Annotated in this window: 27 protein-coding genes; 16 read left to right on the top strand and 11 right to left on the bottom strand. The window is 67.9% G+C overall.

Annotation, left to right across the window (positions count from 1 at the left end; all coding sequences use genetic code 11):
• The first annotated feature begins 24 nt into the window (after nt 1-24).
• Genes ribH through tolA form a run of 7 tightly spaced genes read left to right on the top strand, consistent with a single transcriptional unit; the run spans nt 25 to nt 4811 of the window.
• A complete protein-coding gene (gene ribH / locus ACSQ89_RS11790; protein ID WP_093109125.1) occupies nt 25-489 on the top strand; it encodes a 6,7-dimethyl-8-ribityllumazine synthase in 465 nt (154 codons plus the stop codon).
• Nucleotides 486-1019: a transcription antitermination factor NusB gene (gene nusB / locus ACSQ89_RS11785; protein ID WP_436292484.1), complete on the top strand. Its 534-nt coding sequence runs from the start codon at nt 486-488 to the stop codon at nt 1017-1019. The genes ribH and nusB overlap by 4 nt, the downstream gene beginning before the upstream one ends.
• Nucleotides 1016-2215 carry a pyridoxal phosphate-dependent aminotransferase gene (locus ACSQ89_RS11780; protein WP_436292483.1) on the top strand — a complete coding sequence of 400 codons (1200 nt, stop codon included), beginning with the start codon at nt 1016-1018 and terminating at the stop codon, nt 2213-2215. Before nusB ends, ACSQ89_RS11780 begins: the two co-directional genes overlap by 4 nt.
• Entirely contained in the window at nt 2212-2676 is a 465-nt protein-coding gene (ybgC, locus tag ACSQ89_RS11775) for a tol-pal system-associated acyl-CoA thioesterase (RefSeq protein ID WP_093109122.1), read from the top strand. Before ACSQ89_RS11780 ends, ybgC begins: the two co-directional genes overlap by 4 nt.
• On the top strand, nt 2673-3386 hold the full coding sequence (gene tolQ, locus ACSQ89_RS11770; protein WP_093109121.1) for a protein TolQ: 714 nt from the start codon (nt 2673-2675) through the stop codon (nt 3384-3386). The genes ybgC and tolQ overlap by 4 nt, the downstream gene beginning before the upstream one ends.
• A gap of 16 nt (nt 3387-3402) precedes the next feature.
• A complete protein-coding gene (locus tag ACSQ89_RS11765) occupies nt 3403-3840 on the top strand; it encodes an ExbD/TolR family protein (protein WP_093109120.1) in 438 nt (145 codons plus the stop codon).
• Between the two features lie 20 nt (nt 3841-3860).
• Nucleotides 3861-4811, top strand: a complete 951-nt coding sequence (tolA, locus tag ACSQ89_RS11760; protein WP_436292550.1) for a cell envelope integrity protein TolA — start codon at nt 3861-3863, stop codon at nt 4809-4811.
• An 8-nt stretch (nt 4812-4819) separates the two neighbouring features.
• Here tolA and dnaE read toward each other — a convergent pair whose 3' ends face one another.
• Nucleotides 4820-8320 (bottom strand): DNA polymerase III subunit alpha, encoded by a 3501-nt coding sequence (gene dnaE / locus ACSQ89_RS11755; protein ID WP_093109119.1) that lies wholly within the window; start codon nt 8318-8320, stop codon nt 4820-4822.
• 63 nt (nt 8321-8383) lie between these two features.
• Here dnaE and ACSQ89_RS11750 point away from each other — a divergent pair, with 63 nt between their 5' ends.
• Nucleotides 8384-9169 (top strand): sulfurtransferase, encoded by a 786-nt coding sequence (locus tag ACSQ89_RS11750; protein ID WP_436292481.1) that lies wholly within the window; start codon nt 8384-8386, stop codon nt 9167-9169.
• Here ACSQ89_RS11750 and ACSQ89_RS11745 read toward each other — a convergent pair.
• The 4 genes from ACSQ89_RS11745 to ACSQ89_RS11730 are packed head-to-tail and all read right to left on the bottom strand — an operon-like array spanning nt 9166 to nt 11851.
• Nucleotides 9166-10083 carry a pirin family protein gene (locus tag ACSQ89_RS11745; protein ID WP_436292480.1) on the bottom strand — a complete coding sequence of 306 codons (918 nt, stop codon included), beginning with the start codon at nt 10081-10083 and terminating at the stop codon, nt 9166-9168. The genes ACSQ89_RS11750 and ACSQ89_RS11745 overlap by 4 nt on opposite strands.
• A complete protein-coding gene (locus ACSQ89_RS11740) occupies nt 10080-10649 on the bottom strand; it encodes a flavodoxin family protein (RefSeq protein ID WP_436292479.1) in 570 nt (189 codons plus the stop codon). The genes ACSQ89_RS11745 and ACSQ89_RS11740 overlap by 4 nt, the downstream gene beginning before the upstream one ends.
• 17 nt (nt 10650-10666) lie before the next feature.
• Nucleotides 10667-11110 (bottom strand): DoxX family protein, encoded by a 444-nt coding sequence (locus ACSQ89_RS11735; RefSeq protein WP_436292478.1) that lies wholly within the window; start codon nt 11108-11110, stop codon nt 10667-10669.
• A gap of 39 nt (nt 11111-11149) precedes the next feature.
• Complete coding sequence (locus tag ACSQ89_RS11730; RefSeq protein ID WP_093109114.1) at nt 11150-11851, bottom strand: pirin family protein; 702 nt, start codon at nt 11849-11851, stop codon at nt 11150-11152.
• A 143-nt stretch (nt 11852-11994) separates the two neighbouring features.
• Here ACSQ89_RS11730 and ACSQ89_RS11725 point away from each other — a divergent pair, with 143 nt between their 5' ends.
• Genes ACSQ89_RS11725 through trmB form a run of 4 tightly spaced genes read left to right on the top strand, consistent with a single transcriptional unit; the run spans nt 11995 to nt 15731 of the window.
• Nucleotides 11995-12948, top strand: a complete 954-nt coding sequence (locus ACSQ89_RS11725) for a LysR family transcriptional regulator (RefSeq protein WP_093109113.1) — start codon at nt 11995-11997, stop codon at nt 12946-12948.
• A 58-nt stretch (nt 12949-13006) separates the two neighbouring features.
• Nucleotides 13007-14080, top strand: coding sequence for an NAD(P)/FAD-dependent oxidoreductase (locus tag ACSQ89_RS11720; RefSeq protein WP_139191722.1), 1074 nt, complete (start codon nt 13007-13009; stop codon nt 14078-14080).
• Nucleotides 14077-14991: a tRNA glutamyl-Q(34) synthetase GluQRS gene (gene gluQRS, locus ACSQ89_RS11715; RefSeq protein WP_093109112.1), complete on the top strand. Its 915-nt coding sequence runs from the start codon at nt 14077-14079 to the stop codon at nt 14989-14991. The genes ACSQ89_RS11720 and gluQRS overlap by 4 nt, the downstream gene beginning before the upstream one ends.
• On the top strand, nt 14991-15731 hold the full coding sequence (gene trmB / locus ACSQ89_RS11710; protein ID WP_436292477.1) for a tRNA (guanosine(46)-N7)-methyltransferase TrmB: 741 nt from the start codon (nt 14991-14993) through the stop codon (nt 15729-15731). The genes gluQRS and trmB overlap by 1 nt, the downstream gene beginning before the upstream one ends.
• A gap of 3 nt (nt 15732-15734) precedes the next feature.
• Here the strand turns inward: trmB and ACSQ89_RS11705 are convergent, their stop codons facing one another.
• The 5 genes from ACSQ89_RS11705 to ACSQ89_RS11685 all read right to left on the bottom strand — a co-directional run bounded on the left by ACSQ89_RS11705 (nt 15735) and on the right by ACSQ89_RS11685 (nt 20372).
• Entirely contained in the window at nt 15735-16166 is a 432-nt protein-coding gene (locus ACSQ89_RS11705) for a hypothetical protein (protein WP_093109110.1), read from the bottom strand.
• 122 nt (nt 16167-16288) lie between these two features.
• Nucleotides 16289-17434 (bottom strand): HupE/UreJ family protein, encoded by a 1146-nt coding sequence (locus ACSQ89_RS11700; protein WP_436292476.1) that lies wholly within the window; start codon nt 17432-17434, stop codon nt 16289-16291.
• Entirely contained in the window at nt 17421-18587 is a 1167-nt protein-coding gene (locus ACSQ89_RS11695; RefSeq protein WP_436296191.1) for a hypothetical protein, read from the bottom strand. The genes ACSQ89_RS11700 and ACSQ89_RS11695 overlap by 14 nt, the downstream gene beginning before the upstream one ends.
• Nucleotides 18588-18601: 14 nt before the next feature.
• On the bottom strand, nt 18602-18880 hold the full coding sequence (locus ACSQ89_RS11690) for a hypothetical protein (RefSeq protein WP_093109107.1): 279 nt from the start codon (nt 18878-18880) through the stop codon (nt 18602-18604).
• A gap of 10 nt (nt 18881-18890) precedes the next feature.
• A complete protein-coding gene (locus ACSQ89_RS11685; RefSeq protein WP_436292474.1) occupies nt 18891-20372 on the bottom strand; it encodes a DUF4331 domain-containing protein in 1482 nt (493 codons plus the stop codon).
• Nucleotides 20373-20606: 234 nt separating this feature from the next.
• Between ACSQ89_RS11685 and ACSQ89_RS11680 the strand changes: the two genes are divergently transcribed.
• Complete coding sequence (locus ACSQ89_RS11680; protein WP_436292473.1) at nt 20607-21785, top strand: ABC transporter substrate-binding protein; 1179 nt, start codon at nt 20607-20609, stop codon at nt 21783-21785.
• Here the strand turns inward: ACSQ89_RS11680 and ACSQ89_RS11675 are convergent.
• On the bottom strand, nt 21782-22504 hold the full coding sequence (locus ACSQ89_RS11675) for a Crp/Fnr family transcriptional regulator (protein ID WP_436296190.1): 723 nt from the start codon (nt 22502-22504) through the stop codon (nt 21782-21784). The two genes, ACSQ89_RS11680 and ACSQ89_RS11675, sit on opposite strands and share 4 nt — an antisense overlap.
• 97 nt (nt 22505-22601) lie before the next feature.
• Here ACSQ89_RS11675 and ACSQ89_RS11670 point away from each other — a divergent pair, with 97 nt between their 5' ends.
• The 3 genes from ACSQ89_RS11670 to ACSQ89_RS11660 all read left to right on the top strand — a co-directional run bounded on the left by ACSQ89_RS11670 (nt 22602) and on the right by ACSQ89_RS11660 (nt 25403).
• Nucleotides 22602-23192, top strand: a complete 591-nt coding sequence (locus ACSQ89_RS11670) for an HD domain-containing protein (protein ID WP_436292471.1) — start codon at nt 22602-22604, stop codon at nt 23190-23192.
• Between the two features lie 23 nt (nt 23193-23215).
• A complete protein-coding gene (locus ACSQ89_RS11665; RefSeq protein ID WP_093109102.1) occupies nt 23216-23983 on the top strand; it encodes a class II aldolase/adducin family protein in 768 nt (255 codons plus the stop codon).
• Nucleotides 23984-24107: 124 nt separating this feature from the next.
• Nucleotides 24108-25403 carry an ATP citrate lyase citrate-binding domain-containing protein gene (locus ACSQ89_RS11660; RefSeq protein ID WP_436292470.1) on the top strand — a complete coding sequence of 432 codons (1296 nt, stop codon included), beginning with the start codon at nt 24108-24110 and terminating at the stop codon, nt 25401-25403.
• The last annotated feature ends 10 nt before the right edge of the window (nt 25404-25413 follow it).

Raw genomic sequence — 25413 nt, 5'->3', positions numbered from 1 at the left:
CACACACGCGAGGCGGGAAGCCTAATGCAGCACGCGAACAAGGGCAGCGATGTCACGCTCGACGGCAAGGGCCTGCGCATCGGCATCGTGCAGGCGCGCTTCAACGAAGACATCACCGACGCCCTGGCCGAGGCCTGCCTGGGCGAGCTCCGAGTGCTCGGCGTCGCCGACGCCGACATCGACCATGTCAGCGTGCCGGGCGCGCTCGAGGTGCCGGTCGCGCTGCAGGCCCTGGCCGAGCGCAACCGCTACCAGGCGCTGATCGCGCTGGGCTGCATCATCCGCGGCGAGACCTACCACTTCGAGCTGGTGGCCAACGAATCGGGCGCAAGCGTGAGCCGCATCGCGCTCGACTACCGCATCCCGGTCGCCAACGCGATCCTCACCACCGAAAACCTCGAACAGGCCATCGCGCGGCAGACCGACAAGGGCCGCGATGCGGCGCGCGTGGCCGTCGAGATGGCGCAGCTGCTCGCCACCCTTTCATGACCGAAGACAACAAGACCGCCGGCGACAAGCCGCGCCAATCCCGCACGGGGCTGACCAGCACGGGCGCACGCAAGGCCTCCGCCAAGTCGACCCGCAGCCGCGCGCGCGAGTTCGCGCTGCAGGCGCTCTACCAGCACCTGGTGGGACGCAACGACGCCGCGTCCATCGACCAGTTCACGCGCGACCTGGCCGGCTTCCACAAGGCCGACGCGGCGCACTACGACGCGCTGCTGCACGGCTCGATCGCGGCCGCGGGCGAGCTCGATGCGCTGATCGTGCCGCTGCTCGACCGCAAGCTCGAAGAGATCTCGCCGGTCGAGCACGCCGTGATGTGGATCGGCGTCTACGAATTCCAGCACTGCCTCGACGTGCCCTGGCGTGTGGTGCTGAACGAATGCATCGAGCTCGCCAAGGAGTTCGGCGGCACCGACGGCCACAAGTACGTGAACGCGGTGCTCAACGGCCTCGCGCCGCACCTGCGCCCGGCCGAGGTCGAAGCCGATCGAGCGACGGGCAAGGCACGGCCATGAGAATTTCGAAGCGCGCCGAGCGCATCGAGCCCTTCTACGTGATGGAAGTCGCCAAGGCGGCCTCCGCGCTGGCGCGCGAAGTCGCGCACACCGATCGGCCGATGATCTTCCTCAACATCGGCGAGCCCGACTTCACCGCGCCGCCGCTGGTGCAAGAAGCCGCCGCACGCGCCGTGCGCGCGGGCGCGACGCGGTACACGCATGCGATCGGCCTCGACCACCTGCGCGAGCGCATCAGCGGCTGGTACCGCGAACGCTTCGGCGCCGACGTGCCGGCGCGCCGCATCGTCGTCACGGCCGGTGCATCGGCCGCGCTGCAGCTGGCCTGCCTGGCGCTGATCGAGGCCGGCGACGAGATGCTGCTGCCCGACCCCAGCTATCCCTGCAACCGCCACTTCGTGAGCGCAGCCGACGGCCGTGCCGTGCTGGTGCCGACCACGGCCGCCGAGCGCTTCCAGCTCAGCGCCGCCAAGGTCGAAGACGCCTGGACCGAACGCACGCGCGGCGTGCTGCTCGCATCGCCCTCCAACCCGACCGGCACCTCGATCGCGCCCGACGAGCTGCGCCGCATCCACGAGGTGGTGTCGAAGCGCGGCGGCATCACGCTGATCGACGAGATCTACCTTGGCCTGTCCTACGACGACGCCTTCGGCCACACCGCGCTCGCGATCGACGACCAGGTCATCAGCATCAACAGCTTCAGCAAGTACTTCAACATGACCGGCTGGCGCCTCGGCTGGCTGGTGGTGCCCGATGCGCTGGTGCCGGTGGTCGAGCGGCTGGCGCAGAACCTTTTCATCTGCGCGAGCACCGTCTCGCAGTATGCGGCGCTCGCCTGCTTCGAGCCCGAGAGCATCGCCGAGTACGAGCGCCGCCGCGCCGAGTTCAAGGCCCGGCGCGACTGGTTCATTCCGCAGCTCGACGCGCTGGGCCTCAAGGTGCCGGTGGTGCCCGACGGCGCCTTCTATGCCTGGGCCGACTGTTCTGCCTTCGGCGAGAAGCTCGGCATCTCGAGCAGCTGGGACTTCGCCTTCGAAGCGATGAAGAAAGCCCATCTCGCGATCACGCCGGGCCGCGACTTCGGCGCGGCCGAAACCGCCCGCTTCGTGCGCTTCTCGACGGCCAGCTCGATGGCGCATCTCGAGGAATCGGTGGAGCGCCTGCGCGCCTGGGCCGGCGCCACCGTCGCTGCATGAGCTTTGCATTTCCAATCCGCGTCTACTGGGAAGACACCGATGCCGGCGGCATCGTCTTCTATGCCAACTACCTCAAGTACATGGAGCGTGCCCGCACCGAGTGGCTGCGCTCGCTCGGCATCGCGCAAGGCCGGCTGCGCGAAGAGACCGGCGGCATCTTCGTGGTCAGCGAGACGCAGCTCAAGTACCACCGCCCGGCGCGGCTCGACGACGAACTGCTGGTTACAGCCGAGCTGCGTCAGATGGGCTCCGCGTCCCTGATAATCGGCCAGCGCGTGCTATCAAATTCAGAGCACGGTCCGGCCACCGGCCCGGCGCCCGATACTGCGGTCCTTTGCGAAGGCACGATCCGCATCGGCTGGGTCGACGCGGCCACGCTGCGGCCCGCGCGCATCCCACCCCAAGTTTCGGGAACCCTCGGGCGCCATGCCGGCTCCATGTCTCAACCTCAGAAGCCATGAATCAAGACCTGTCGATCCTTTCCCTCCTGCTCCATGCCAGCCTTCCGGTGCAGTTTGTCGTGGCCTTGCTGCTCGTGGTATCCGTCGCCAGCTGGGCGGCCATCTTCCGCAAGTTCTTCTCTCTCAAGCGCACGCGCGCGCTCAACGACGACTTCGAACGCGAGTTCTGGTCCGGCACCAGCTTGAACGAACTGTTCTCCTCGGCTGCGCAGAACGCCAAGTTCGCCGGCCCGATGGAACGCATCTTCGCTTCCGGCATGCGCGAGTACCAGAAGCTGCGCGAGCGCCATGTCTCCGACGCCGGCACGCTGCTCGACGGCGCACGCCGCGCGATGCGCGCGAGCTTCCAGCGCGAGCTCGATGCGGTGGAGCAGAACCTGTCCTTCCTCGCCACCGTCGGTTCGGTCTCGCCCTATGTCGGCCTGTTCGGCACGGTGTGGGGGATCATGCATGCCTTCACCGGCCTCGCAGCGCTGGCGCAGGTGACGCTCTCCACCGTCGCTCCCGGCATCGCAGAAGCGCTGGTCGCCACCGCCATCGGCCTCTTCGCCGCCATTCCGGCCGTGGTGGCCTACAACCGCTTCGCCCGCGAGATCGACAAGATCGCGATCGCGCTCGAGACCTTCATCGAAGAGTTCTCGAACATCCTGCAGCGCAACCTGACGGCCCACGTCAACCCGGCATCGGTGACGCCGGCGACCGGCCGCTGAAGCGGAGCACCACGCCATGCCAGCAATGTCCTCCCGCGGCCGCGGCCGCCGAACGATCAACGAGATCAACATGGTCCCGTTCATCGACGTGATGCTGGTGCTCCTGATCATCTTCATGGTCACGGCGCCGCTGATCACGCCGAGCGTGATCAACCTGCCCACGGTGGATCGCGCCAACAAGCAGCCCGACAAGCCGATCGAGATCGTCATCAAGAGCGACGACGAGGTCCAGATCAAGAAGGACCCGTCCACCGGCAGCGGCGCCACCTCGATCCCCATGACGCAGATCGGCACGGCGGCCAAGACCGCGCAGGGCGGCGACGACCAGCGGCCGGTGGTCATCAGCGCCGACAAGTCGGTCAAGTACGAGACGGTGGTCAAGGCGATGAACGCGCTCAAGAGGAGCGGCGTCGAGCGCGTCGGCCTTTCGGTCACGACCACGGGCGCCAAGTGATGGCCTTGGCCTCTTCGCTGATGTCGCTCGGCGCCGATCGCCCGGAGTTCGCGCCGCCGCCGCAACGCGGCACGCCGCGTGCCGTGCTGCTGGCGCTGCTGGCGCATGGGCTGCTCATCATCGCGCTGACCTGGGGCGTGAGCTGGCGCCGCGAAGCGGAGGACGCCGCGATCGAGGCCGAGCTCTGGTCGTCGACCGCGCAGCAGGCCGCGCCGCGCCTCACTGCGCCGCCGGTTCCGACGCCACCCACTCCGGCGCCTGCACCAACGCCGGCACCACCCCCTCCGCCGCCACCTCCCCCGCAGGCGCGAGCACCCGAACCCGCGCCGGCGCCGCGTGCGCCCGACATCGCGCTCGAACGCGAGAAGAAGCTGAAGGAGCAGAAGGAGCGCGAGCTGGAGCAGCAGCAACAGAAGAAGCTCGAAGCCGCGAAGAAAGCGGCGCAGGAGAAGAAGGAACAGGAAGCCCGGGAGCGCGCCGAGGACGAAGCCGAGCGCAAGAAGGAACAGCAGCAGAAGTTGGCCGAGGCGAAGAAGAAGCAGGAAGCCGAAGCCGCGAAGAAGAAGGAAGCCGATGCGAAGGCGGCTGCGCAGGCCGCGGCCGACCGTGCAGCCACGCTCAAGCGCATGCAGGGTCTGGCGGGCGCCAGCGGTGACGACAACTCGAAAGGGGCTGCGCTGAAGGCCTCCGGCCCTTCGGGCGGCTACGGAGCTCGGATCGCGGCAGCTGTGCGCCCCAACATCGTCTACCCCGATGCCGATCTCGTGAGCGGCAATCCGACCGCGGAATTCGACGTCAACTTGGCGCCCGATGGCACGATCGTGGGTGTCAAGCTACGCAAATCGAGCGGTTTGGCGAGTTGGGACGATGCCGCAGAGCGCGGGCTGCGTAGAACGGAAAAGGTACCGCGCGACGTAGATGGCCGCATCTTCCCTTCGCTAACAGTGGTGCTTCAACCAAAGCAGCGCTGAAGCGCCCGCTACTCGTAGACCACCGCCGCGCGGCCCGCATCGGCCTGCGCCGTCCAGCTCGCGAGCGCGGCGTCGGTCGGGAAGAACTTCGCGCGCTCGCCCAGCTGCAGCTCGACCTGCGCGCCGCCGCGCGCCATCGACAGCCGCACCGCCAAGCCCTGCAGCAGCTCGCCGTGCTCGCTCTGTTCGGTGCGCGGCGGAAAGTCGCGCACCAGCCGCGCGATGTCCGGCGCCTTCCCGTTGACCGCGACGCGCAGGAACTTGCCGAAGCGGCAGCGCGCTGCGGCCAGGTCCCACACCTGCTGCACCTGGAAGCGCGCCTCGAAGCCGCCGCGGCCCGGCTGCAGGCGGCCGCTCACGATCACCAGTTCGTCGTCCTTCAGCACGTTGCGGTTGGCGTTGAAGAGCGCCTCGTCGGCGGTCGCGTCGATGGCGCCCGACTTGTCGTCCAGCTTGAAGATCGCCAGCCGGCCGCGCTGGCCGTTGATGACGCGGAAGTCGCTCACGATGCCGGCGATCACCTGCTGCTCGCGGCTGTCGATCAGGTCGTCGATCTCGCGCTTGCAGAAGCGCCGCACCTCGTGCGCCACTTCGTCGAACAGGTGGCCCGACAGGTAGAAGCCGATGGCCGTCTTCTCGTAGGTCAGGCGTTCCTTCACGCCCCAGGGCGTGGCGTCGATGAGCTCGGGCTCCTGCGTCGCAGAGCCGTGCTCGCAGTCGCCGAAGATATCGACCTGCGAGGCGTTGGCCTCGGTCGCGCTCGCGAATTCGAAGGCGCGGTCGACCGAGGCGATCAGCGAGGCCCGGTTCTGCTGCAGCGAATCGAAGGCACCTGCCTTGATCAGCGCCTCGACGGTGCGCTTGTTGATGCGCTGGCGGTCCACGCGCACGCAGAAGTCGAACAGGCTCTTGAAGGGGCCGCCCTCTTCCCGCGCCTTGACCACCGCCTCGACCGCCAATTGCCCCGTGCCCTTGACCGCACCGAGCCCGTAGCGAATGACCTTGTCGGTGACCGGCTCGAAGCGGTAGTTGCCGCGGTTCACGTCCGGCGGCTCGAAGGTCATGCCGAAGTGCTTCTGCGCATCTTCGAACAACACCTTGAGCTTGTCGGTGTCGTCCATTTCCACCGTCATGTTGGCGCAGAAGAACTCGGCCGTGTAGTGGACCTTGAGCCAGCCGGTGTGATAGGCCAGGAGCGAATAGGCGGCCGCGTGCGACTTGTTGAAGCCGTAGCCCGCGAACTTCTCCATCAGGTCGAAGATCTCGTCAGCCTTCTGCTGGTCGATGCCGTTCACCGCCGCGCCCTTGCGGAAGATCTCGCGGTGCTCGGCCATCTCCTCGGCCTTCTTCTTGCCCATCGCGCGGCGCAGCAGGTCGGCGCCGCCGAGCGAGTAGCCGCCCAGGATCTGCGCGGTCTGCATCACCTGTTCCTGGTAGACCATGATCCCGTAGGTCTCCGAGAGCATCTCTTCGACCAGCGGATGCGGATACTCCACCGTCTCGCGGCCGTGCTTGCGTGCGACGAAGCTGGGGATCAGGTCCATCGGGCCCGGACGGTACAGCGCGTTGAGCGCGATCAGGTCTTCGAGCCGCGTCGGCCGCGCGTCCTTCAGCATGCCCTGCATGCCGCGCGATTCGAACTGGAACACGGCCTCGGTCTTGCCCTCGGCGAAGAGCCGGTAGGTCGGCGCGTCGTCGAGCCGGATGTTCTCGTAGGCGAAGTTCTCCTGACCCTTGTGGCGCTGGACGATGAACTCCTTCGCGATCTCGAGGATGGTGAGCGTGGCCAAGCCCAAGAAGTCGAACTTCACCAGGCCGATGGCTTCGACGTCGTCCTTGTCGTACTGGCTCACGGCCGAGTCGCTGCCCGGCTGCTGGTAGAGCGGGCAGAAGTCGGTGAGCTTGCCCGGCGCGATCAGCACGCCGCCCGCATGCATGCCGATGTTGCGCGTCATGCCTTCGAGCTTCTGCGCCAGCTCGACCAGCATGCGGACTTCTTCTTCCTTCTCGATGCGGGCCGCGAGCTGCGGCTCCATCTCGATCGCGTAGTTGTTCTTGTCGCCCTCGGGCTTGGGCGAAGGCGGGTACTGGATCGTGACCGGCTGCCCCGGCTTGTTCGGGATCAGCTTGCTGATGCCGTCGCAGAACATGTAGCTCATGTCGAGCACGCGGCCCACGTCGCGGATCGCGGCGCGTGCGGCCATGGTGCCGAAGGTCGCGATCTGGCTCACCGCGTCGCGGCCGTACTTGTCCTTCACGTAGTCGATCACGCGGTCGCGGTTGCCCTGGCAGAAGTCGATGTCGAAGTCGGGCATCGAGACGCGCTCGGGGTTCAGGAAGCGTTCGAACAGCAGCTTGTATTCGAGCGGATCGAGGTCGGTGATCTTCAGCGCATAGGCCACCAGCGAGCCCGCGCCCGAGCCCCGGCCGGGTCCGACCGGGCAACCGTTCTTCTTGGCCCAGTTGATGAAGTCGCCCACGATCAGGAAGTAGCCCGGGAAACCCATCTTCAGGATGGTGTTGATCTCGAACTCGAGGCGTTCGACGTAGCGCGGGCGCTCGGCATCGCGCTTGGCGGCGTCGGGGTAGAGGTGCGCGAGACGCTCCTCCAGGCCTTCGAAGGAGGCGACGCGGAAGTACTCCTCGATCGGCATGCCGTTGGGCGTCGGGAAGTTCGGCAGCTGCGGCTTGCCGAGCACGAGCGTTAGGTTGCAGCGCTTGGCGATCTCGACCGTGTTGGCGATCGCGCTCGGCACGTCGGCGAAGAGCGCTTCCATCTCGGCGGCGGACTTGAAATACTGCTCCTGCGTGAACTTGCGCACGCGGCGCGGGTTGCCGAGGATCTCGCCTTCCGAGATGCAGACGCGCGCCTCGTGCGCTTCGAAGTCCTCGGCGGTGGCGAACTGCACCGGGTGCGTTGCCACCACCGGCAGCCCGAGCCTTGCGGCCAGCTGCACCGCGGCCAACACATGCGGCTCGTCCTCGGGGCGGCCGGCGCGCTGCAGTTCGATGTAGAAGCGATGCGGAAAAAGCCCCGCCAACTGCAGCGCGATCTCGGCCGCGCGCTCGGCCTGGCCCTGCAGCAGCGGCGCGCCGAGCGGGCCGGCCTGCGCGCCCGAGAGCGCGATCAACCCGCCCTGCAACTCCTCGATCCAGGCCAGCTTGCAGACCGCCTGGGCCTGGCCGCGGCCCACGTTCTGCGTCCAGGCGCGCGCCAGCAGTTCGGACAGGTGCAGATAGCCTTCCATGTTCTGCACCAGCAGCACGATGCGCGTGAGCGCGCCGATCTCCGCGCCCAGGCCTTCGAGGAACACCTCGGCGCCCAGCACCGGCTTGACCCCCTTGCCGCGCGCTTCCTTGTAGAACTTGACCGCGCCGAAGAGGTTGTTGAGATCGGTGATCGCCAACGCCGGCTGCCGGTCGGCCGCGGCGGCCTTGACGACTTCGTCGATTCGGTTGGTGCCGTCGACGACGGAAAACTCGGTGTGCAGGCGCAGGTGAACGAACATGGTGCGCATTGTAGAAAGCAGCACCCCCACCATGTGGTTTGGCTCTCCCTACAATCGCGCTCCGTGCAAGAGATTTTGAATATCGCGGCCTACAAGTTCGTGGCCATCGACGACGGCGAGCTGCTGCGCGACGCGCTGCGCGCCACCGCCCACGCGCTGGCGCTCAAGGGCACCATCCTGCTCGCGCCCGAGGGCATCAACCTGTTCCTCGCGGGCGAGAAAGATGCCGCGCATGACTTCCTCCGGGGCCTGCGTGCCGACCCGCGTTTCGCCGATCTGGAAGCGAAGGAAAGCTGGTCCGAAGCCCAGCCCTTCCGCCGCATGCTGGTCAAGCTGAAGCGCGAGATCATCCGCATGGACCATCCGGCCATCCAGCCCGCCGCGGGCCGCGCGCCGGGCGTCGATGCGCCCACCCTCATGCGCTGGCTCGACCAGGGGCACGACGACGCGGGCAAGCCGATCGCGCTGCTCGACACGCGCAACGCCTTCGAGGTCGACCACGGCAGCTTCGACGGCGCCATCGACTGGCGCATCGGCAAGTTCACCGATTTCCCGAAGGCGCTGAAGAAGCACCGCGAAGACCTGGCCGGCAAGACGGTGGTGAGCTTCTGCACCGGCGGCATCCGCTGCGAGAAGGCCGCGATCCTGATGCGCGAGGAAGGCGTGGCCGACGTGCTTCAGCTCGAAGGCGGCATCCTCAAGTACTTCGAGCAGGTCGGCGGCGCGCACTACCACGGCGAGTGCTTCGTGTTCGATGGCCGAGAGACTTTGGCGCCGGACCTGAGTGCGCGTGCGAGCGGCGCCAGCGCCCGGGCCGCCGAGGACCCGGACATCGCGATCAAGCGCTAGACCGGCGTCGTGCCGGTATCGGCCGGCGTCTGCACCTGGAACGGATGTCCCGGCAGTGGAATGAATTCGGTCTCGCCGGGCACATGGCCCATGCGCTGCGCGGACCAGTCGGCGCCGGCTTCGAGGACGCGCTCGCGCCGGCTGGAGACGAAGTTCCAGGTAATGAAGCGCGGGCCGTCGAGCGGCTCGCCGCCGATGACCACGATGCGAACGGCATCGCGTGTCTCGAAGATGCCGCCCTCGCCCTCCGGCAGCATGGCCATCGTGTGCTGCGCCACGGGCTCGCCATCGAGCCGGATCTCGCCATCGACCGCGTAGACAGCCATCTCCTGCGCCAAGGCCGGCAGTTCGAAACGCGCGCCGGCCGGCAATGGCAGGTCGAGATAGAGCGTCTTGGAAAAGGTCTTCACCGGCGAACGCACGCCGAAGGCTTCGCCCACCAGTACCCGCACGGCCACGCCCTGCACTTCGAGTGCCGGGATCTGCTCAGCCGCCGTGTGGGAAAAGCTGGGCTCGACTTCCTCATGGGCCTGCGGCAGCGCGGCCCAGAGCTGCAAACCATGGTTGACATAGCTCGCATCGAGCAGATGCTCGGGCTTGCGCTCCGAGTGCACGATGCCGCGCCCCGCCGTCATCCAGTTGATCGCGCCGGGGCGGATCTCCTGCACCACGCCGAGGCTGTCGCGATGCGTCATCGCGCCCTCGAAAAGATAGGTCACGGTGGCCAGGCCGATATGCGGATGCGGCCGCACGTCGTGCTCGTTGCCCGGCTCCTCGGTCGCCGGGCCGAAGTGATCGAAGAATACGAAGGGCCCGACCGATCGCCGCTTCGCCGCCGGCAGCAGGCGCCGGACCTTGAAGCCTCCGCCCAGGTCCTTTTCATGCGGTCGAAGCAGCAGCAGCGGTTCGGTCATCGTGGTTCTCCGTGGGGCGATCGAGATCTTGCCACTTCGGCCACGCGTTCGCCGAATGCATAGGCCGTCTCGAGGTCGCCCTTCGCCATCTCGGCCGGGCTGGCATCGGTCGGCGAAGTGGTCAGCAGGCCGTTGTAGCCGCCGACGTAATTGATCGAATCGCGCTTCGCGGCACGGTCGTTGCTCGGCATGAGGCCGAGGCTGACCCACAGGCCGCCGTGCTGGCTGGCGAGGTGCCACAGGTAGGTCAGCGTCGCGTCCTTGTCGCCGTTCATGGCGGCGCTGTTGGTGAAGCCCGCGAAAAGCTTGTTGCGCCAACCCTGGACGTACCAGACCTTCGAGGAGGCATCGGCGAACTTCTTGAACTGCCAGCTCACGCTGCCCATGTAGGTGGGCGAACCCATGATGATCGCGTCCGCGGCCGCCAGCATCTCCCAGCCGCCGGCCGGGAGCTTGCCGTCGGCGTCGATCGCGAGCAGGTGGGCGCCTGCGCCATCGGCCACCGCCTGCGCAATGCGCTGCGTGTGGCCGTAACCCGAATGAAAAACAACGACGATGTTGGTCATGCGGGAAGTATGGCTGCTCAGCGCTTGTCGATGCTGAAGCGGCCGGAGCCGAAGGCTGCGATGGCCAACAGGCCGCCTGCGATCGCGATGTTCTTGAAGAACATCAGCTGGTTCACATAGGCCTTGTCGGCGGGCATGCCCCAGTAGTTGTGGAAGAGCACCGCGGTGGCGACGGTGAACACGGCCAGCACGATGGACACGATGCGCGTCTTGTAGCCGACCAGGAGCAGCAGGCCGAGGCCGAGCTCCACGATGATCGCGATCGCCGCGCCGAGCTGCGGCAGCGGCAGGCCGACCGCGCTGATGTAGCCGACGACGCCGGCGAAGCCGCCGATCTTGCCGAAACCGGCAGGTATGAAGAGCGCCGCGATCAGGATGCGCCCGATGAGCGCGAGCGTGTCTTGCGAAGCGCTCGCGCCGGCGGGGGCGGCGTAGCCGGATGCGGTGGTGGTGGATGCCATTGGAAAGTACTCCTGGGTTGATGAAAAAATAACGCAGCTTCAGGCCGCGAGGTCGAACACCAGCACTTCGGCATTCTTGCCGGCGCCGAGCGTGAGGTGCGATTCGTCCTTGATCAGGGCCGCATCGCCAGTAGCCAGTTTCGTGCCGTTGACCTCGAGCTCCCCGCGCACCAGGTGCACGTAGCTCTTGCGCTTCGGGTCGAGCGCGAGGCTGGCTTGCTCGTTGCCGTCGAGCAGGCCGGCATACATGCGCGCATCGGCATGCACCAGCACCGAGCCCTCGGCCCCGTCGGGCGAAGCCACCAGGCGCAGCTGTCCGCGCTTCTCGGCATCCGGGAAACTCTTCTGCTCGTAGCCGGGCGCGATGCCGCGCACGTTGGGCTCGATCCAGATCTGCAGGAAGTGCGTGGTCTCGTCGGCCTTGTGGTTGAACTCGCTGTGCATCACGCCGCGGCCGGCGCTCATGCGCTGCACGTCGCCCGGCGGGATCGATTCGACGTTGCCCATGCTGTCCTTGTGCGCGAGCTCGCCCGACAGAACGTAGCTGATGATTTCCATGTCCTTGTGGCCGTGGGTGCCGAAGCCGGCGCCCGCGGCGACGCGGTCTTCGTTGATCACGCGCAGATTGCCATAACCCATGTGGGCCGGATCGTAGTAGCCGGCAAAGGAGAAGCTGTGGAACGAGCGCAGCCAGCCGTGATCGGCATAACCGCGTTCCTGGGACTTGCGAACTTGAAGCATCTTTGAACTCCTGCCCCGCCAGATGGCTTGGGGCCTTCGAATGCCGCGCCGCATGCGCAGCGGATGCCCAGAACTTTAGGTCGCGGCCCCGCCCTCGAAAGCGCCGGCTTTTGATGGCATCATTCAATTTTTTTGAACGATCTATGCCCAGCGCCCGTGATGTCCTGACGCCCGATGCGCTCGCGATGCTGCAGACGGTGGTGAGCACCGGCAGCTTTGCCGCGGCCGCGCGCACGCTGGACCTCGTGCCCAGCGCCCTCAGCTACCGCGTGCGCCAGATCGAGGACGCCCTCGACGTGCTGCTGTTCGACCGCAGCGCGCGCCAGGCACGGCTGACCGAAGCCGGCACCGAATTGCTGCGCGAGGCCTCGTGGCTGCTCGGCGAAATCGACGCGGTGGCCAACCGCGTCAAGCGCGTCGCGACCGGCTGGGAGCCGATGCTCACGATCGCGGTCGACAGCGTGATCGCGCGCGATCCGATGCTGGACCTGGCCACCGCCTTCTTCGCGCTCGACCCGCCGACCCGGCTCAAGCTGCGCGATGAAACGCTGCTGGGCACCATCGAGGCACTGTCCAGCGGCGAGGCCGATCTCGCCGTCGGCGCCGTGCTCGATGCCTCGAGCCTCGCCTTCGGCGCCACCGGCATCCGCAGCCGGCCGCTGGGCCAGTTGCATTTCGTTTATGCGGTGGCACCGCACCATCCGCTGGCGCGGATCGACGCCCCCCTCTCCGACAACGTGCTGCGCCAGCACCGCGCCGTGGCCGCGGCCGACTCATCGCGCGCCGGCCCGAGCATGACGGTCAATCTCGTCGGCGGCCAGGATGTGCTCACCGTGCCCACCATGCAGGCCAAGCTGGCCGCGCAGCTCCACGGCCTGGGCGGCGGCTTCCTGCCCGAGCCGATGGCGCGGCCCTACATCGAGGCCGGCCACCTGGTCGAGCGCAAGACCGAACGCGTGGCGCCGATCGGCACCATGCATTGCGCATGGCGCGAGCGCACCGCCGGCAAGCCGGGACGCGCGCTCAAATGGTGGCTCGAACAGTTCGAGCACGAAGGGACGCGCCGGGCGCTCCTTGAAAGGCATCGCGGCCGGTGAGTGTGTCGAGGCGGTTAGAGTCTCCCTTGATCGCCAACAGAAAACGAGACCGCTCAACATGACCACCTCCCGTCCTCCCGCCGATCGCCACCGATCCACCTCCCCGCGCCACTACGCCGTCGTCGGCGCCGGCATGGCGGGCATCGCCTGTGCCCGCACCCTCGCGCAGGCCGGCCACCGCGTCAGCGTGTTCGAACGCGAAGCCGCCGCCGGCGGCCGGATGGCGAGCGAATCCACGCCCTTCGGCAAGTTCGACAGCGGCGCGCAGTACTTCACCGTGCGCGACCCGCGCTTTGCGCGCGTGCTCCAAACCGTGCCGCAAATCTGCAAGCCCTGGAGTGCCAACCTCGTGCGCGTACTCGACCCGCACGGCCGCGTCGCCGAGGCCGCCCTGCCCGCGCGCGAGCCGCACTGGGTTGCCCAGCCCGGCATGGATGCCCTGGTTGCGCATTGGGCCGCGCCGCTGGGCGATGCGCTCGTGACGCGCACCCAGGTCACGACCATCGAGCGCGACGCGCTCGACGGAAAGCGCTGGCAACTGCGCACCGCGGGCGCCGACGATTCGCAACATGTGTACTCCGGTTTCGACGGCGTGCTGCTGGCGGTGCCGCCGGCTCGCACGCGCGCCCTGCTCGACAACGGCAAGCTCTCCTCCGGCATCAGCGAGAAGATCGAAGCAGTGCGCATCGCGCCCTGCTGGACGCTGATGATCGCCTTCCCGCAGGCCAACCAGGCGAACCTCTCCCATCTCGGCCCGCAATGGAACGCCGCGCGCAGTACCCACCACCGCGTGGCTTGGCTGGCGCGCGAATCCTCCAAGCCCGGCCGTGATCGCATCGAGCGCTGGACCCTGCAAGCCAGCGCGGCCTGGTCGCACGAACACCTGCGCGACGACGCCTCGCGCGTCCAGGCCAAGCTGTTGCGCGCCTTCGCCGAGATCACCGGCATCCGCGCCGAACCTTCGCACGCGCAGGCGCGCTGCTGGCCCGAAGCCCAGACCCAGGTACCGGTCGGCAAGCCGCACCTGTGGGACGCCAAGGCGCGCATCGGCGTGGCCGGCGACTGGTGCACCGGGCACCGGGTCGAAGATGCGTTTCTTTCGGGTCTGACGTTGGCGCTCAAAGTGGCGTGATTTCCACCGGTCGATTTGCGCCCTCGCCCACGGGACCGCTGCACGCGGGCTCGTTGGTCGCCGCGCTCGCGAGCTGGCTCGATGTGCGCGCCCGCGGCCCGCAGGCACGCTGGCTGGTGCGCATCGAGGATGCCGACACCGAGCGCTGCCTGCCCGGGCTGGGCGAATACATCCTCTCGCAGCTCGCAGCCTGCGGGCTCGTGCCCGACGCGACGCCCGTGTGGCAGACGCAGCGCACCGCGCTCTACGCGCACGCACTCGATCACCTGAAAGCCCTGGGCCTCAGCTACCCCTGCGGCTGCTCGCGCAAGGACATCGACGAGGCGCTGGCCTTTCGCGGCGTGCCGCACGCCCGGCACGGCGAACGCGTCTATCCCGGCACCTGTCGCGACGGACTGCACGGCAAGCCGGCGCGCGCCTGGCGCTTCGCCACGGTGCAGTTCGAAGCCGCCCGCGCATCGAAGGCCGTGTACTGGGTCGATCGCCGCAAGGGCCAGCAATGCCAGGACGTGGCGCACGAGGTCGGCGACTTCGTGCTCAGGCGCGCCGACGGGCCCTGGGCCTACCAGCTCGCGGTGGTGGTCGACGATGCCGACCAGGGCGTGACGGACGTGGTGCGCGGCGAAGACCTGGCCGACAACACGGCGCGCCAGATCCTGCTGCAGCGTGCGCTCGGCCTGCCGACGCCGAGCTACCTGCATACGCCGCTGGTGCTCGGCGTCGACGGCGAGAAGCTCTCGAAGCAGAACGGCGCCGCGCCGCTCGACACCGGCACGCCAGCCGCGGCGCTCGCTGCGCTCGACGCCGCGGCGCGCGTGCTCGGGCTGGCGGCCACCACGGCTGCAACGCCCGCAGAGGCACTGGCTGACTGGGTGGCCGGCTGGCGGGCTCTCTACAATCCCTCCCCCTGATGACCCTGCCTGCCACCGACCCCGCGCGCGATCCCGCCGCACCCGCTTCCGACGAAGAAACTCCGCCGCATCCCCTGCATCGCCGCCTGAAGAGCTTCGTCAAGCGCGCCGGTCGAACCACCGAGGGCCAGGCACGCGCCTTCGCCGAACTGGGCCCGCTGTTCCTCCTGCCCTATCGCCCCGAGCCGCTGGACATTGCCGCCGCCTTCGGCCGCGTTGCGCCGACCGTGCTCGAGATCGGCTTCGGCATGGGCGAGGCCACCGCGCACATCGCGGCGCTCCAGCCCGAGAAGAATTTCCTGTGCTGCGAGGTGCACGAACCCGGCGTCGGGGCGCTGCTCAAGCGCATCGGCGAACAGCAACTCTCCAACATCCGCATCTGCGCCCACGATGCGGTCGATGTCATCGACCACATGCTGATGCCCGGCATGCTGGCCGGCGTGCATGTGTTCTTTCCGGACCCCTGGCACAAGACGCGACACAACAAGCGCCGGCTGATCCAGCCGCCTTTCGTGCGCAAGCTGGCCGACCGGCTCGCGCCCGGCGGCTACCTGCATTGCGCGACCGACTGGCAGCCCTATGCCGAGCAGATGCTCGAGGTGCTGTCGCAGGAGCCGCTGTTGCGCAACACGGCAGCGGGCTATGCGCCCAAGCCGGACTACCGCCCGCTCACCAAGTTCGAGAACCGCGGCCTCAAGCTGGGCCACGGCGTGTGGGACGTGGTGTTCGAGCGCATCTAGCGCTCAGTGGGCGACGCCGTACACGTCGTCGGTCTGCAACTCGCCTTGCGCGGCCAGCACGTGCTTCTGCGCAGCCATGATGAGCGCCGCACGATAGGCCGAGCGGCTGGCGATCTTGGTGTGCGCGATCAGCGTCTGCCACTCGCGCTCCAGCGTCTGCGGCGAGCGGTCGACCGAGCGGTTCATCAGCGCCTGGCTCACGTCGATCAGCGCGGCCGCCGAGCCGAGGCAGATGTTGATGGCCGACTGCGCGGCACTGGTGCGAAAACGGCCGTCTTCCGACGGCTTGTTCGAGTGCAGGACGTCCAACGGCATATTGGCGGTGGGGCCGAAGTACGGCGCTCCCTGCATGTCGCTGTCGGCACGGGCCAGCACCTGTTCGATGGTGGCGAGGGCGCTTTCCAGCAAGGCGATATCGGATGGCTTTTTCTTCATGTCAATTGCCGGGGACAAGAGCCCGGGATCAGCGGGGATGTTGCCATCGGAGCGCGCTTTCGCCGTGTGCAAAAAGCACGTTTCAAAAACAAAAGTTAACACCTCATCCGAGCACTCCGACGCTACACGGCCACCAACTGGACATCGAACACCCGCTCGAACAGCCAGAGCGCCGCGATGGCGACGGCCAGCACCGAGCCGCTTCGCAGGACCACAGGGCGATAGCCGCGCCAGCCGCGCAAGGCCACCAGCACGAGAAGCGCTGCGCTCACGATCACCAGCTGTCCGGCCTCCACGCCCAGGTTGAACTGAAGCAGCGCGGTGACGAAGCCGCGGGCCGGCAGCTCGAGTTCGCCGAGCACGCCCGCAAAGCCGAAACCGTGGATCAGGCCGAACAGGAAGCTGAAGAGCTTGCGCCGGCCCCGCAGCAGCGGATGGAGATTGTCGAGCGCCGCCACCATGATGGTGAGCGCGATGGCCGGCTCGATGATGCGCGGCGAGATCGTCAGCAGTTCGAGGCCTGCCAGCGCGAGCGTGATGGAGTGCGCGACGGTGAACATGGTGACCATGCCGACCATCGGCCACAGGGCCTCGCGCCAGTTTGCGACCGGCACCCACCCGTCCGCCCCGCGCCGCAGCACGGCGGGCAGCAGCAGGCAGATCAGGAACAGCACGTGGTCGTAGCCGATCAGGATGTGGTGCACGCCATCGCGAAAGAAGCTCGTGCCCGATGCCGCCCCGGTCGGGCCCTCCGGCCAGGCCACGGCCACCGGCCCGCCTGCCGGATCCAGCGAGCGCGCCGTCGGCGCCGCGTCGCCTTGCGCTCCGATGCGCAACAGCCCGCGATGCGTGGGGTCCACTTCCTTGAACAGCCGGTAGTCGAGTTCCATGGCGGGGCCGGTGTCGCAGCGTGCCTGCAACTGCAGCACAAGGTAGGCCCCGTCGATGCGGCTTTCGACGGCAGGCGGCTGTGCGTGCGCGAGCCTGCAGCGCCCCTGCTCGATGCGCAGGCGCGCCAACGCGTAGGCGCCGATGTCGTCCATGCGCGCGCGAACCTCGCCCCAGCTCAGCTGCCGGTCGCCGTTGCGATCCAGGTCGAGCGCCGCATCGAGGTCGCGCAGCGCGATGTCCCAGCGGAGGTCCAGCGTGTCGCCGTTGCGCTGCAGCTGCAGGTAGGCATCGCTCGCCTTGTGGGCCCGCGCGGCCGGTGAGGCGGCGGCCAACGCGATGAACAGCAGCACCGCACCAAGGCGCTCAAAGAATCGCATCGATGCGCGCATCTCGCAGCCCCGTCTGTTGCAGCAGCGCTTTCACTTCGCCGCATGCGGCCTCGTCGCGCGCCGCAACGGCCGCGCGCGCTAACAGCAGCAGGTCGATCGGTTCGCGCTGCAGCTGGACGTTGACGCGCGCGAGCGCGAGGGCGCGTCGCGCATCGCCCTGCACATCGAGTGCGAACAGCGCTTGTTCCCGCGCATGCACCGACGTCGCATGGGGCCGCAGCGCGGCGGCCGCAAAGCGCGCCTGCAGCTCCTGCACTTCCCGCTGCGCGCTGTCGCGCCGTCCGGCCACGGCCAGCCGCAGCAGCACGGCATCGTTGCGCGGCTCCTTGCCGAGCAGAGGCGCAATCTCGGCCGCTCGCCCGTGCCGCTGGAGAAAGTCGCTGTAGGCCAGCAGCAGGTAGCCCGAGCGCTCGGTATCGAGCGCCTGCCGGTACGCGAGTTCGGCCGCCGCCGGGCGGCCCGCACGTTCCTCGATCTCGGCCACGCTGGTCAGCAGCCATTGGCGCGTGCCGGCCTGGCGCGGGTGCGCCAGCGCCGGGTCGGCCAGGAGCCCCTGCAGCGCGCTGCGGGCCGCCGCATGCTCGCCGCGCAGGCCTGCGTTCTCGGCCAGGCAGGCGATGGCGTACAGCGCCGGCCCGACACGGCCCAACGCGCGGCAGGCCGCATCCGATTCGCTATAGCGCCCGCGCACGCGCAGGATGGTGGCGAGCGTGATCCAGGCCCGCGCATGGGTCGGCTGCCGGGCCAGCGCCATCTTCAGCGTGGCTTCGGCGCCGTCGAAGTCGTGCAGGAACTGCGCCACGGTCGCATGCATGACCAGCACCGCCGGCGGCGTTGCGCCGGCCGAGACCGGTTCCCAGGCCTGCAGCGCAGCCATCGCATAGCCCGCGTAGCGCGCATCGCCCTGCGCGCGGGCCAGGTCCAGATAGGCCTGCGCCGCCGCGATGGCCACGCCTTCGTCGCGCGGACTTTGGGCGAGCTCGCGCCGGAGCCTGCGCTCGTCGCGCGACCAGCCTGCGATGGAAGGCAGGGTCTCGACGATGGCCTCGTCGCTCGCCGGCACGCGCGGGGCCGCGCCTGCGGCCCCGGCGAGCACGACGAAGGCCGGAACCAGCCATCGCATGAGCGCGCGCACCCGCATGGCCGCTCCAGACATCACTGCGTGGAAAGCGGGTCTTTGGTGTCCGAAGTCGGCGGCGGATCGAAAGCCGCGACATCGGCCGGCTCGGCGGTGTCGAGCGCCATGTCGATCAGTCCTTTCACGTAGGCGATGAAGGCGTCGTACGGATCGGTCATCACGGGCGGTGGGTTCGAAGGCGGCGGTGCGGTGCCGATGGGGAAGCCCCCAGATCCGCCCCCTCCTCCGCCGCCGCACCCGGCCAGGACGACCGCTGCCAGCAAGGATGCACTCCACAGATGGGTCTTGCGGTTCATGCCGTTCTCCTCACTGCGCACCGGGCAGCGGCGTGTTCAGGTACGGAAAGGCGTCGAGGAACTGGGCAGGACTCACGGCCGCCCCGTCGGTCAGCGCCGCGCCGCCGGCCGGAGCGTCGGCAGGCGTGCAACCAACCTTGAGCGTGTCGCTCGCGCCGGTCGCGACGCAGAGCACGCCCATCGCCACGCGCAGCTCGGCATCGACGATGTCGTCACCCGGCCGGCGGCCGTTCGGGAAGCCCGCGGTATCGCCGGCCAGGACGCCGAGGTTCATCTGGCTGGCCTTCGGTGTCGGCGCGATGCCTGTGTTGAGCCGCAGCATTTCCGAGGGCTTCACGTTGGCCGGCTTGTTGACGCCATCCACGCCCGTGAGAAAGGCCGCGACCAGGTCGCTGCGCGGAAAGTTGGTCGGCGCGGGGGCCGAAGGGAACAGCGTCTGGATCAGGGCCGGCAGGGTCGGATTTGTCACGTAGTCCGCGAACTGCGCGTCGTCCCTGGGCTTGGAGCTGTTGAACTTGTCCTTGTCCTTCAGGCCGATCACCAGTTCGTTGACCAGCGGCATCCCCAGACGCGAGACCTGCGCCCAGGCGCCGCCGTTCAGCGCGGTGGTGCCGTGGCCGCTCTTGGGCGGGCTCGCGATCAGGCGGCCCTGGCGCACGCTGGCGCTGGTCCAGCCGCCGACGATGGGGTCGGCGCCCGTCACGCAGGCGATCGGCACTTCCAGCGCCATCGTGGTGATGTTCCTGCCGGCCAGCGAGTCGGGATTGGCGTTCGGCGCACCCAGCGGATTGAGGTTGATCAGGTCGAACACCTGGCCCAGCGCGACGGCGAAGGGGTCCTTGCGCTGGCCCACGAACACGCGCCCGGGCGTAGCGCAGCCCGGGATGTTGACCGCATAGAGATGCTGGTTGGCGTAGGCGGCATAGCCGGTCGGGCCGCCGAAGGTCTTGTCGCCGATGTTGTCGGTGGGCTTGTCGAACTCCGTGCCGCCGCCGGCCATCGTGACCGCCTCCGCACGCCCCTTGCGGCGGTCGCCGTACACCACGCTCAGGGTGTAGGTCTCGCGCAGGTTGCTGGTCGCGCCATTGGGCGCCGAGATGCCGCCCGACTGCACCAGCGGAATCGACACCTGCTTGCCGGAGATCGGCAGTTGGATGTCGCGCAGCGTGTTCTTGAACTTGAACTGGAAAGTGACGTTCTCGACCGCGTCGCCGTCGGTGTCCAGGTGGATCTCGTACAGCGCGTTCGGATCCATCGTGAAGTAGTTCGGCCCGCCGTACGGACCCTGGTCGGGCTGGTAGTTGGCGATCAGCGTCAGGTAGTTCTGCCGGCCCGGCTCGTAGCTGCGGAACATGTAGAAGTCGGTCGCATCGAGCTTGGGCATGCCGGCAATGGAAGGCGCTTCGCGGTGGCTGGACGCGAAGGCGCCGCCGGCCGCTGCCGCGCACAAGGCGAGGACGCAGGCTCTGCGGGAATGTGTTGGGAATTTCATCGGCGTCACCTCAAGAAGTGGAACGGTTTTCGAAACAGCGCACGGAGCGCCTTCGAAGTACGCGGCAATCGTTCACGTGGATACGGCGCAGAGCGCGCAATACAGCGTTGCGCATCCGGCAAGCGCGCCGCCGACGCGGCGCCCATCAGCAAACCGGCCCAACGTGACTTACTACCTTCGTATAAGGCACCAAAATTGCTACATTTTTCCGATTGATGTAGCGAAAGGTTTCCGATGGATCTGTCACGCAGGCTTTGGCTGGGCAAGGTGGGGGCCACGATGCTGCTGGGCGGCGGCCTCGGTGCGAGCCGGATCGGCCAGGCGCAGACCACGCGCGCCGCCGCGCCGGCAGCGGCCTCGGCGCGCACGGTGATCCTCGGGCAATCGGTTCCGCTGACCGGCGCCGCCAGCGAGATCGGGCTGGCCTTTGCCGCCGGCTGCCGCCTCTACGCGACCCACTTCAACGAAACGCAGGCCGCCAGCGGCATCCACCTGAAACTGCAGCAGCTCGACGACGGCTACGACGCCGCGCGCGCTGCCGCCAATGCGCGCACCCTGCTCACCACCGACAAGGCCGACATGCTGTTCGGCTTCGTCGGCACCGCCAGCAGCGAAGCCGGTGCCGCCGCGGCCGCGCAGCAGGGCACGCTGCTCTTCGCACCCTTCGCCGCCTCGGACAGCCTGCGCGGCGCCGCGCATCCGAACGTGTTCCACGTGCGTCCCAGCATGGCCGACGAGGCCTTCAAGATCGTGCGCCAATGTGCCACCGTGGGGCAGACGCGCATCGCGCTGGTCGGCGACGACGACGCCATGGGCCGCGCCGGTCTCGCCGCCGTGCAGCAGGCCATGACCGATCAGAAGCTTGGGGCCCTGGCGGCGAGCGCGCTGGTGCCCGCCGCCGGCGACAAGCTCGATGCGGCACTCGCCGCGGTGCAGAAGCAGAACCCGCAGGCCATCGTGCTGGTGTCGCTTTCGAGCACCACCGCCAATGTGATCCGCAAGCTGCGCAAGAGCGGCTATTCCGGCGCCTTCATGGCCTTCTCGATCGTCGGCATCGATCCGCTCTACGCGGCGCTGGGCAAGGACATCGGCGGCATCGTGATCTCGCAGGTCGTGCCCTCGCCGCGGCCCTCGGCCATCCCGATCGTCAAGGAATACCTCGCCGCCATCGACACCTCCGACCAGACGGCCTCCTACGAAGGCATGGAAGGCTTCATCGCCGCCAAGGCCGCGGGCGAAGCCGTTCGCCGCGCCGGCCGCGGCTTCACACCCGCGAGCCTGCAGCGCGTGATGGCCGGCATGTCGGACTACGACGTCGGCGGCTTTCGCATCAACCTGCGCCCCGGCCTGCGCGATCCGCAGCGCAGCATCGACCTGATCAGCATCACGGCCGACGGGCGCGTATTGCGCTAAGCAGTGCCGCCCAGGCGCTGCAGCGCATCGAGCGACAACAGCTCGATGCGGCCGTAGCCGAGCGCGATCGCGCGCTCTTCCGCCAGCGCGTTGAGCTCCTTCGAGAGCGTCTGCCGCGTCACGCCCAGCATCATCGCCAAGGCCTCCTGCGGCAGGCGCACGCGCTTGCGCAGATGCACCGACTGGGTCGCGTCGCCGCGCGCCAGCACCAGCAGCCGGCGTGCGACGCGGGCGCGCAGGTCGCGCAAGGTGGCGTCCTCCATCAATCCATAGAGTCCCCGCACCCGCGCCGCGAGCAGTGCCGCGATCGCATGGGAGAAGGCCCTGCCCTGCATCTGCTGCGCGAAGGCTTCAGGCGGCACCACCAGCAGGTCGAGCGCGCTCAGCGCGGTGGCATCGTGGGTGCGCGGCGAACCGTCGATCAGGCTGATCTCGCCGAACCAGTTGCCGGGCTCGAGCACGGCCAGGATGGCTTCGCGCCCATCGTGCCGCAAGGTCGAGATCTTGATCGTTCCGGCCGCCAGCCCGTAGAAGCCGCTGCCCGCCGCCTGCACCGGATCGCCCTGGCGGAACAGCATCGCGCCGCGCCGCAGGTGGACCAGGTCGGCAGCGCCCAGCAAGGCCTCGCGCTGCAACCGCGGCATCGAGGCGAACCACGGGTTGGCTTCCATGGCGCTGCGGTGCGCTGCAGACAGGCGCGGTCGGGGAGGCTGAGGCATGCAGGGTCGGGGGTTTACCAGGGCCCTGGATTGTCAAATTCTTGACAGTTGATGGTCAAGCGCAGGTCTACAGTGGGCCGCACCCCACGGAGACACGATGAACGCAAGAGCGAACTTCACCCGCATGCAGGACAGCACGCGGGAAGACTGGCAACTGATCGGCGGCGAGTTCATGCAGTTCGCGAGCGGCCTGCCCGAGCGCGTGATCAAGCACCTGCAGATCCTCGAAGGCGACTACGGCGGCTTCCCGGTCGACCGCTACACCCACTCGCTGCAGACCGCCACGCGCGCCTTGCGCGACGGACGCGACGAAGAGTACGTGGTGTGCGCGCTCCTGCACGATATCGGCGACACGCTGGGCTCCTTCAACCATCCCGACATCGCGGCCGCGATCCTGAAGCCATTCGTGCGCGAGGAGAACCACTGGATGGTGCAGAACCACGGCATCTTCCAGGGCCACTACTTCTTCCACCACATCGGGCTCGACCGCAACCTGCGCGACAACTTCAGGAACCATCCGAACTACGAACGCACGGCCGAGTTCTGCGAGCTCTACGACAACCCGGCCTTCGACCCGAAGGCCGAGACGCTGCCGATCGCCGAGTTCGAACCGATGCTGAAGCGCGTGATGGCGCAGCCGCGTCAAAGCATCTACAAGGCTGCGTTGAAGCCTGCAGAGGCCGTCTGAAATTTCACCCCAAGGACACCCACATGAACGCCACCACCCAACCCGAAATCCAGAAGCTCGTCTCCGCCGAAGAATGGCAGCTGCGCGTCGACCTCGCGGCCTGCTACCGGCTGGTCGCGCTCTACGGCTGGAGCGACCTGGTCTTCACGCACATCAGCGCGCGCGTGCCCGGGCCCGAACACCACTTCCTGATCAATCCCTACGGCCTGATGTTCGACGAGATCACGGCGTCGAGCCTGATCAAGGTCGACCAGGACTGCAACAAGATCATCGACTCGCCCTACCCCGTGAACCCGGCCGGCTTCGTGATCCACAGCGCGGTGCATGCGGCGCGCGAAGACATCCAGTGCGTGCTGCACACCCACACGCGCGCCGGCATCGCGGTGAGCGCGCAGAAGAACGGCGTGCTGCCGATCAGCCAGCAGTCGACCTTCGTGCTCGCCTCGTTGGCCTACCACGACTACGAGGGCGTGGCCTTCCGCGACGACGAGAAGCCGCGCCTGCAGGCCGACATGGGTGACGCCAACTTCCTGATGCTGCGCAACCACGGCCTGCTCACCGTGGGCAAGACCATCGCCGATGCTTTTCTCTCGATGTACGTCTTCGAGACCACCTGCCAGATCCAGATCGCCGCGCAGTCCGGCGGCAGTGAACTCACGCAGGTGAATCCGAAGATCGTCGAGGGCGTGGGCCAGGCGATGAAGGTGCAGACCGGCGGTCTCGGAGGCGCCTTCGTCTGGCCCTCGCTGATCCGCAAGCTCGACCGCATCGATCCCGGCTACAAAAACTAGGTGGCCCCGTACAAACCCTGATCGCCGTGACGGCGGATCGACAGCTTCGCTTTCTACGATTTCTCCAGGGCATCCCCACGCTGGATGCCCACAGCGCAGTTCGCGCACACCAGGAGACATCGACATGCAGATCACGGGTATGTTGCACGGCGCGCGGCTGCTGCAATTTGCAGGCTTTCCCGCCACCGAGGTGCTGGGCCCCGCGGCCAGCGAAGAAGAAATCAAGGCGCTGATCGACAAATACGGGCTCATCTTCGTCAAGCCGGTCTTCAAGGGCGGCATCGGCAAAAAGGGCAAGGCCGGCCTCCTGGGCCGCGCCACCGATCTGAAGACTGCGCTGGCCGAGAAGGAGCGCCTCTATTTCGCCGAACACACGGTCGGCCACGTCAAGGCCAAGGCCAACGGCGTGACCTTCGAGGCCGACGTGCCGGCCAAGCACGAGGTCTACTTCTCGATCAGCGATTCCACGCGTTTCCGCGCGCCGACCATGACGCTCACGCACATGGGCGGCATGGACATCGAGGAGCTCGAGAAGAGCCAGGTCGCGATGGTGCCCTTCGATCCGCTGACCGGCCTCAAGGCCTTCGTGGTGGCCAATGCGCTGACCGAGATCGGCGCACCGAAGGAGATCATCTCGCCGCTGGTGCAGCAGTTGCCCAAGCTGTGGGAGCTGTTCCACGACTTCGGCATGACCACGCTGGAGCTCAACCCGATCCGCATGCGCGAGGACAAGAAGGGCCGGCTCACGCCGGTGGCCTGCGACTTCAAGTGCGGCTTCGACCGCGACGATCCGCGCTGGCTGCGCCTGGGCCTGCCGCCGCACCTGTTCGCGGCCGACTATTCCGACTTCGAGCAGGAGATCAACACGCTGCGCACCCACCAGGGCCAGAGCGATGTCTACGTGATCAACGAGCGCGGCACGGTGCTCGCGCCCACCTTCGGCGGCGGCGCCAACTCGCTGGTGACCGAAATGCTGGGCGACGACGCGATCATCAGCTCCGACTTCGGCGGCAACCCGCCCTACGAGAAGATGAAGGAGGTGGCGCGCATCTGCTTCAAGCACTGGCTCAGGCAGGCCAACGTGCTCTTCATCATCGGCGGCAAGAGCAACAACACCGACATCTTCGAGACCCTGCGCGCCATGGCCGATGCGCTGCGCGAGCACTTCAGCCAGCACGGGCCGACGCCGCTCTACGTGGTGCTGGGCCGCGGCGGGCCGAACCTGGTGCGCGGCATGGGCGCCTTGCGCGACACCTGCGATGCGCTGGGCCTGCCCTATCGCCTCTTCGGCTTCGACTCCGACATGAGCGAGGTGATCCAGTTCGCGAAGAAGGTCAACAACTGGATGAAGGACGGCGGACGCGAACAGATCGCGGCCCGGCTCGGCATCCAGGCCCCCGCAACCGCCAACGCCGACTGACGCAGGAGAG

Source organism: Variovorax sp. LjRoot175 (genome assembly GCF_964253805.1).
Lineage (GTDB): Bacteria > Pseudomonadota > Gammaproteobacteria > Burkholderiales > Burkholderiaceae_C > Variovorax.
The sequence above is the reverse complement of the archived record's forward strand: the minus strand, read 5'-3'. Positions and strand labels throughout refer to the sequence as shown.

What these genes read in the sequence shown, in the direction of transcription:
- ACSQ89_RS11705 (WP_093109110.1), bottom strand. Translation starts at nt 16,166, where the DNA reads ATGAAGAAAAAGCCATCCGATATCGCCTTGCTGGAAAGCGCCCTCGCC.
- ACSQ89_RS11700 (WP_436292476.1), bottom strand. Translation starts at nt 17,434, where the DNA reads ATGCGATTCTTTGAGCGCCTTGGTGCGGTGCTGCTGTTCATCGCGTTG.
- ribH (WP_093109125.1), top strand. Translation starts at nt 25, where the DNA reads ATGCAGCACGCGAACAAGGGCAGCGATGTCACGCTCGACGGCAAGGGC.
- trmB (WP_436292477.1), top strand. Translation starts at nt 14,991, where the DNA reads ATGACCCTGCCTGCCACCGACCCCGCGCGCGATCCCGCCGCACCCGCT.
- ACSQ89_RS11730 (WP_093109114.1), bottom strand. Translation starts at nt 11,851, where the DNA reads ATGCTTCAAGTTCGCAAGTCCCAGGAACGCGGTTATGCCGATCACGGC.
- ybgC (WP_093109122.1), top strand. Translation starts at nt 2,212, where the DNA reads ATGAGCTTTGCATTTCCAATCCGCGTCTACTGGGAAGACACCGATGCC.
- tolA (WP_436292550.1), top strand. Translation starts at nt 3,861, where the DNA reads ATGTCGCTCGGCGCCGATCGCCCGGAGTTCGCGCCGCCGCCGCAACGC.
- ACSQ89_RS11680 (WP_436292473.1), top strand. Translation starts at nt 20,607, where the DNA reads ATGGATCTGTCACGCAGGCTTTGGCTGGGCAAGGTGGGGGCCACGATG.
- tolQ (WP_093109121.1), top strand. Translation starts at nt 2,673, where the DNA reads ATGAATCAAGACCTGTCGATCCTTTCCCTCCTGCTCCATGCCAGCCTT.
- ACSQ89_RS11740 (WP_436292479.1), bottom strand. Translation starts at nt 10,649, where the DNA reads ATGACCAACATCGTCGTTGTTTTTCATTCGGGTTACGGCCACACGCAG.
- ACSQ89_RS11735 (WP_436292478.1), bottom strand. Translation starts at nt 11,110, where the DNA reads ATGGCATCCACCACCACCGCATCCGGCTACGCCGCCCCCGCCGGCGCG.
- nusB (WP_436292484.1), top strand. Translation starts at nt 486, where the DNA reads ATGACCGAAGACAACAAGACCGCCGGCGACAAGCCGCGCCAATCCCGC.
- dnaE (WP_093109119.1), bottom strand. Translation starts at nt 8,320, where the DNA reads ATGTTCGTTCACCTGCGCCTGCACACCGAGTTTTCCGTCGTCGACGGC.
- ACSQ89_RS11765 (WP_093109120.1), top strand. Translation starts at nt 3,403, where the DNA reads ATGCCAGCAATGTCCTCCCGCGGCCGCGGCCGCCGAACGATCAACGAG.
- ACSQ89_RS11745 (WP_436292480.1), bottom strand. Translation starts at nt 10,083, where the DNA reads ATGACCGAACCGCTGCTGCTGCTTCGACCGCATGAAAAGGACCTGGGC.
- ACSQ89_RS11690 (WP_093109107.1), bottom strand. Translation starts at nt 18,880, where the DNA reads ATGAACCGCAAGACCCATCTGTGGAGTGCATCCTTGCTGGCAGCGGTC.
- ACSQ89_RS11670 (WP_436292471.1), top strand. Translation starts at nt 22,602, where the DNA reads ATGAACGCAAGAGCGAACTTCACCCGCATGCAGGACAGCACGCGGGAA.
- ACSQ89_RS11665 (WP_093109102.1), top strand. Translation starts at nt 23,216, where the DNA reads ATGAACGCCACCACCCAACCCGAAATCCAGAAGCTCGTCTCCGCCGAA.
- ACSQ89_RS11720 (WP_139191722.1), top strand. Translation starts at nt 13,007, where the DNA reads ATGACCACCTCCCGTCCTCCCGCCGATCGCCACCGATCCACCTCCCCG.
- ACSQ89_RS11695 (WP_436296191.1), bottom strand. Translation starts at nt 18,587, where the DNA reads ATGCGGGTGCGCGCGCTCATGCGATGGCTGGTTCCGGCCTTCGTCGTG.
- ACSQ89_RS11675 (WP_436296190.1), bottom strand. Translation starts at nt 22,504, where the DNA reads ATGCCTCAGCCTCCCCGACCGCGCCTGTCTGCAGCGCACCGCAGCGCC.
- ACSQ89_RS11780 (WP_436292483.1), top strand. Translation starts at nt 1,016, where the DNA reads ATGAGAATTTCGAAGCGCGCCGAGCGCATCGAGCCCTTCTACGTGATG.
- ACSQ89_RS11660 (WP_436292470.1), top strand. Translation starts at nt 24,108, where the DNA reads ATGCAGATCACGGGTATGTTGCACGGCGCGCGGCTGCTGCAATTTGCA.
- ACSQ89_RS11725 (WP_093109113.1), top strand. Translation starts at nt 11,995, where the DNA reads ATGCCCAGCGCCCGTGATGTCCTGACGCCCGATGCGCTCGCGATGCTG.
- ACSQ89_RS11685 (WP_436292474.1), bottom strand. Translation starts at nt 20,372, where the DNA reads ATGAAATTCCCAACACATTCCCGCAGAGCCTGCGTCCTCGCCTTGTGC.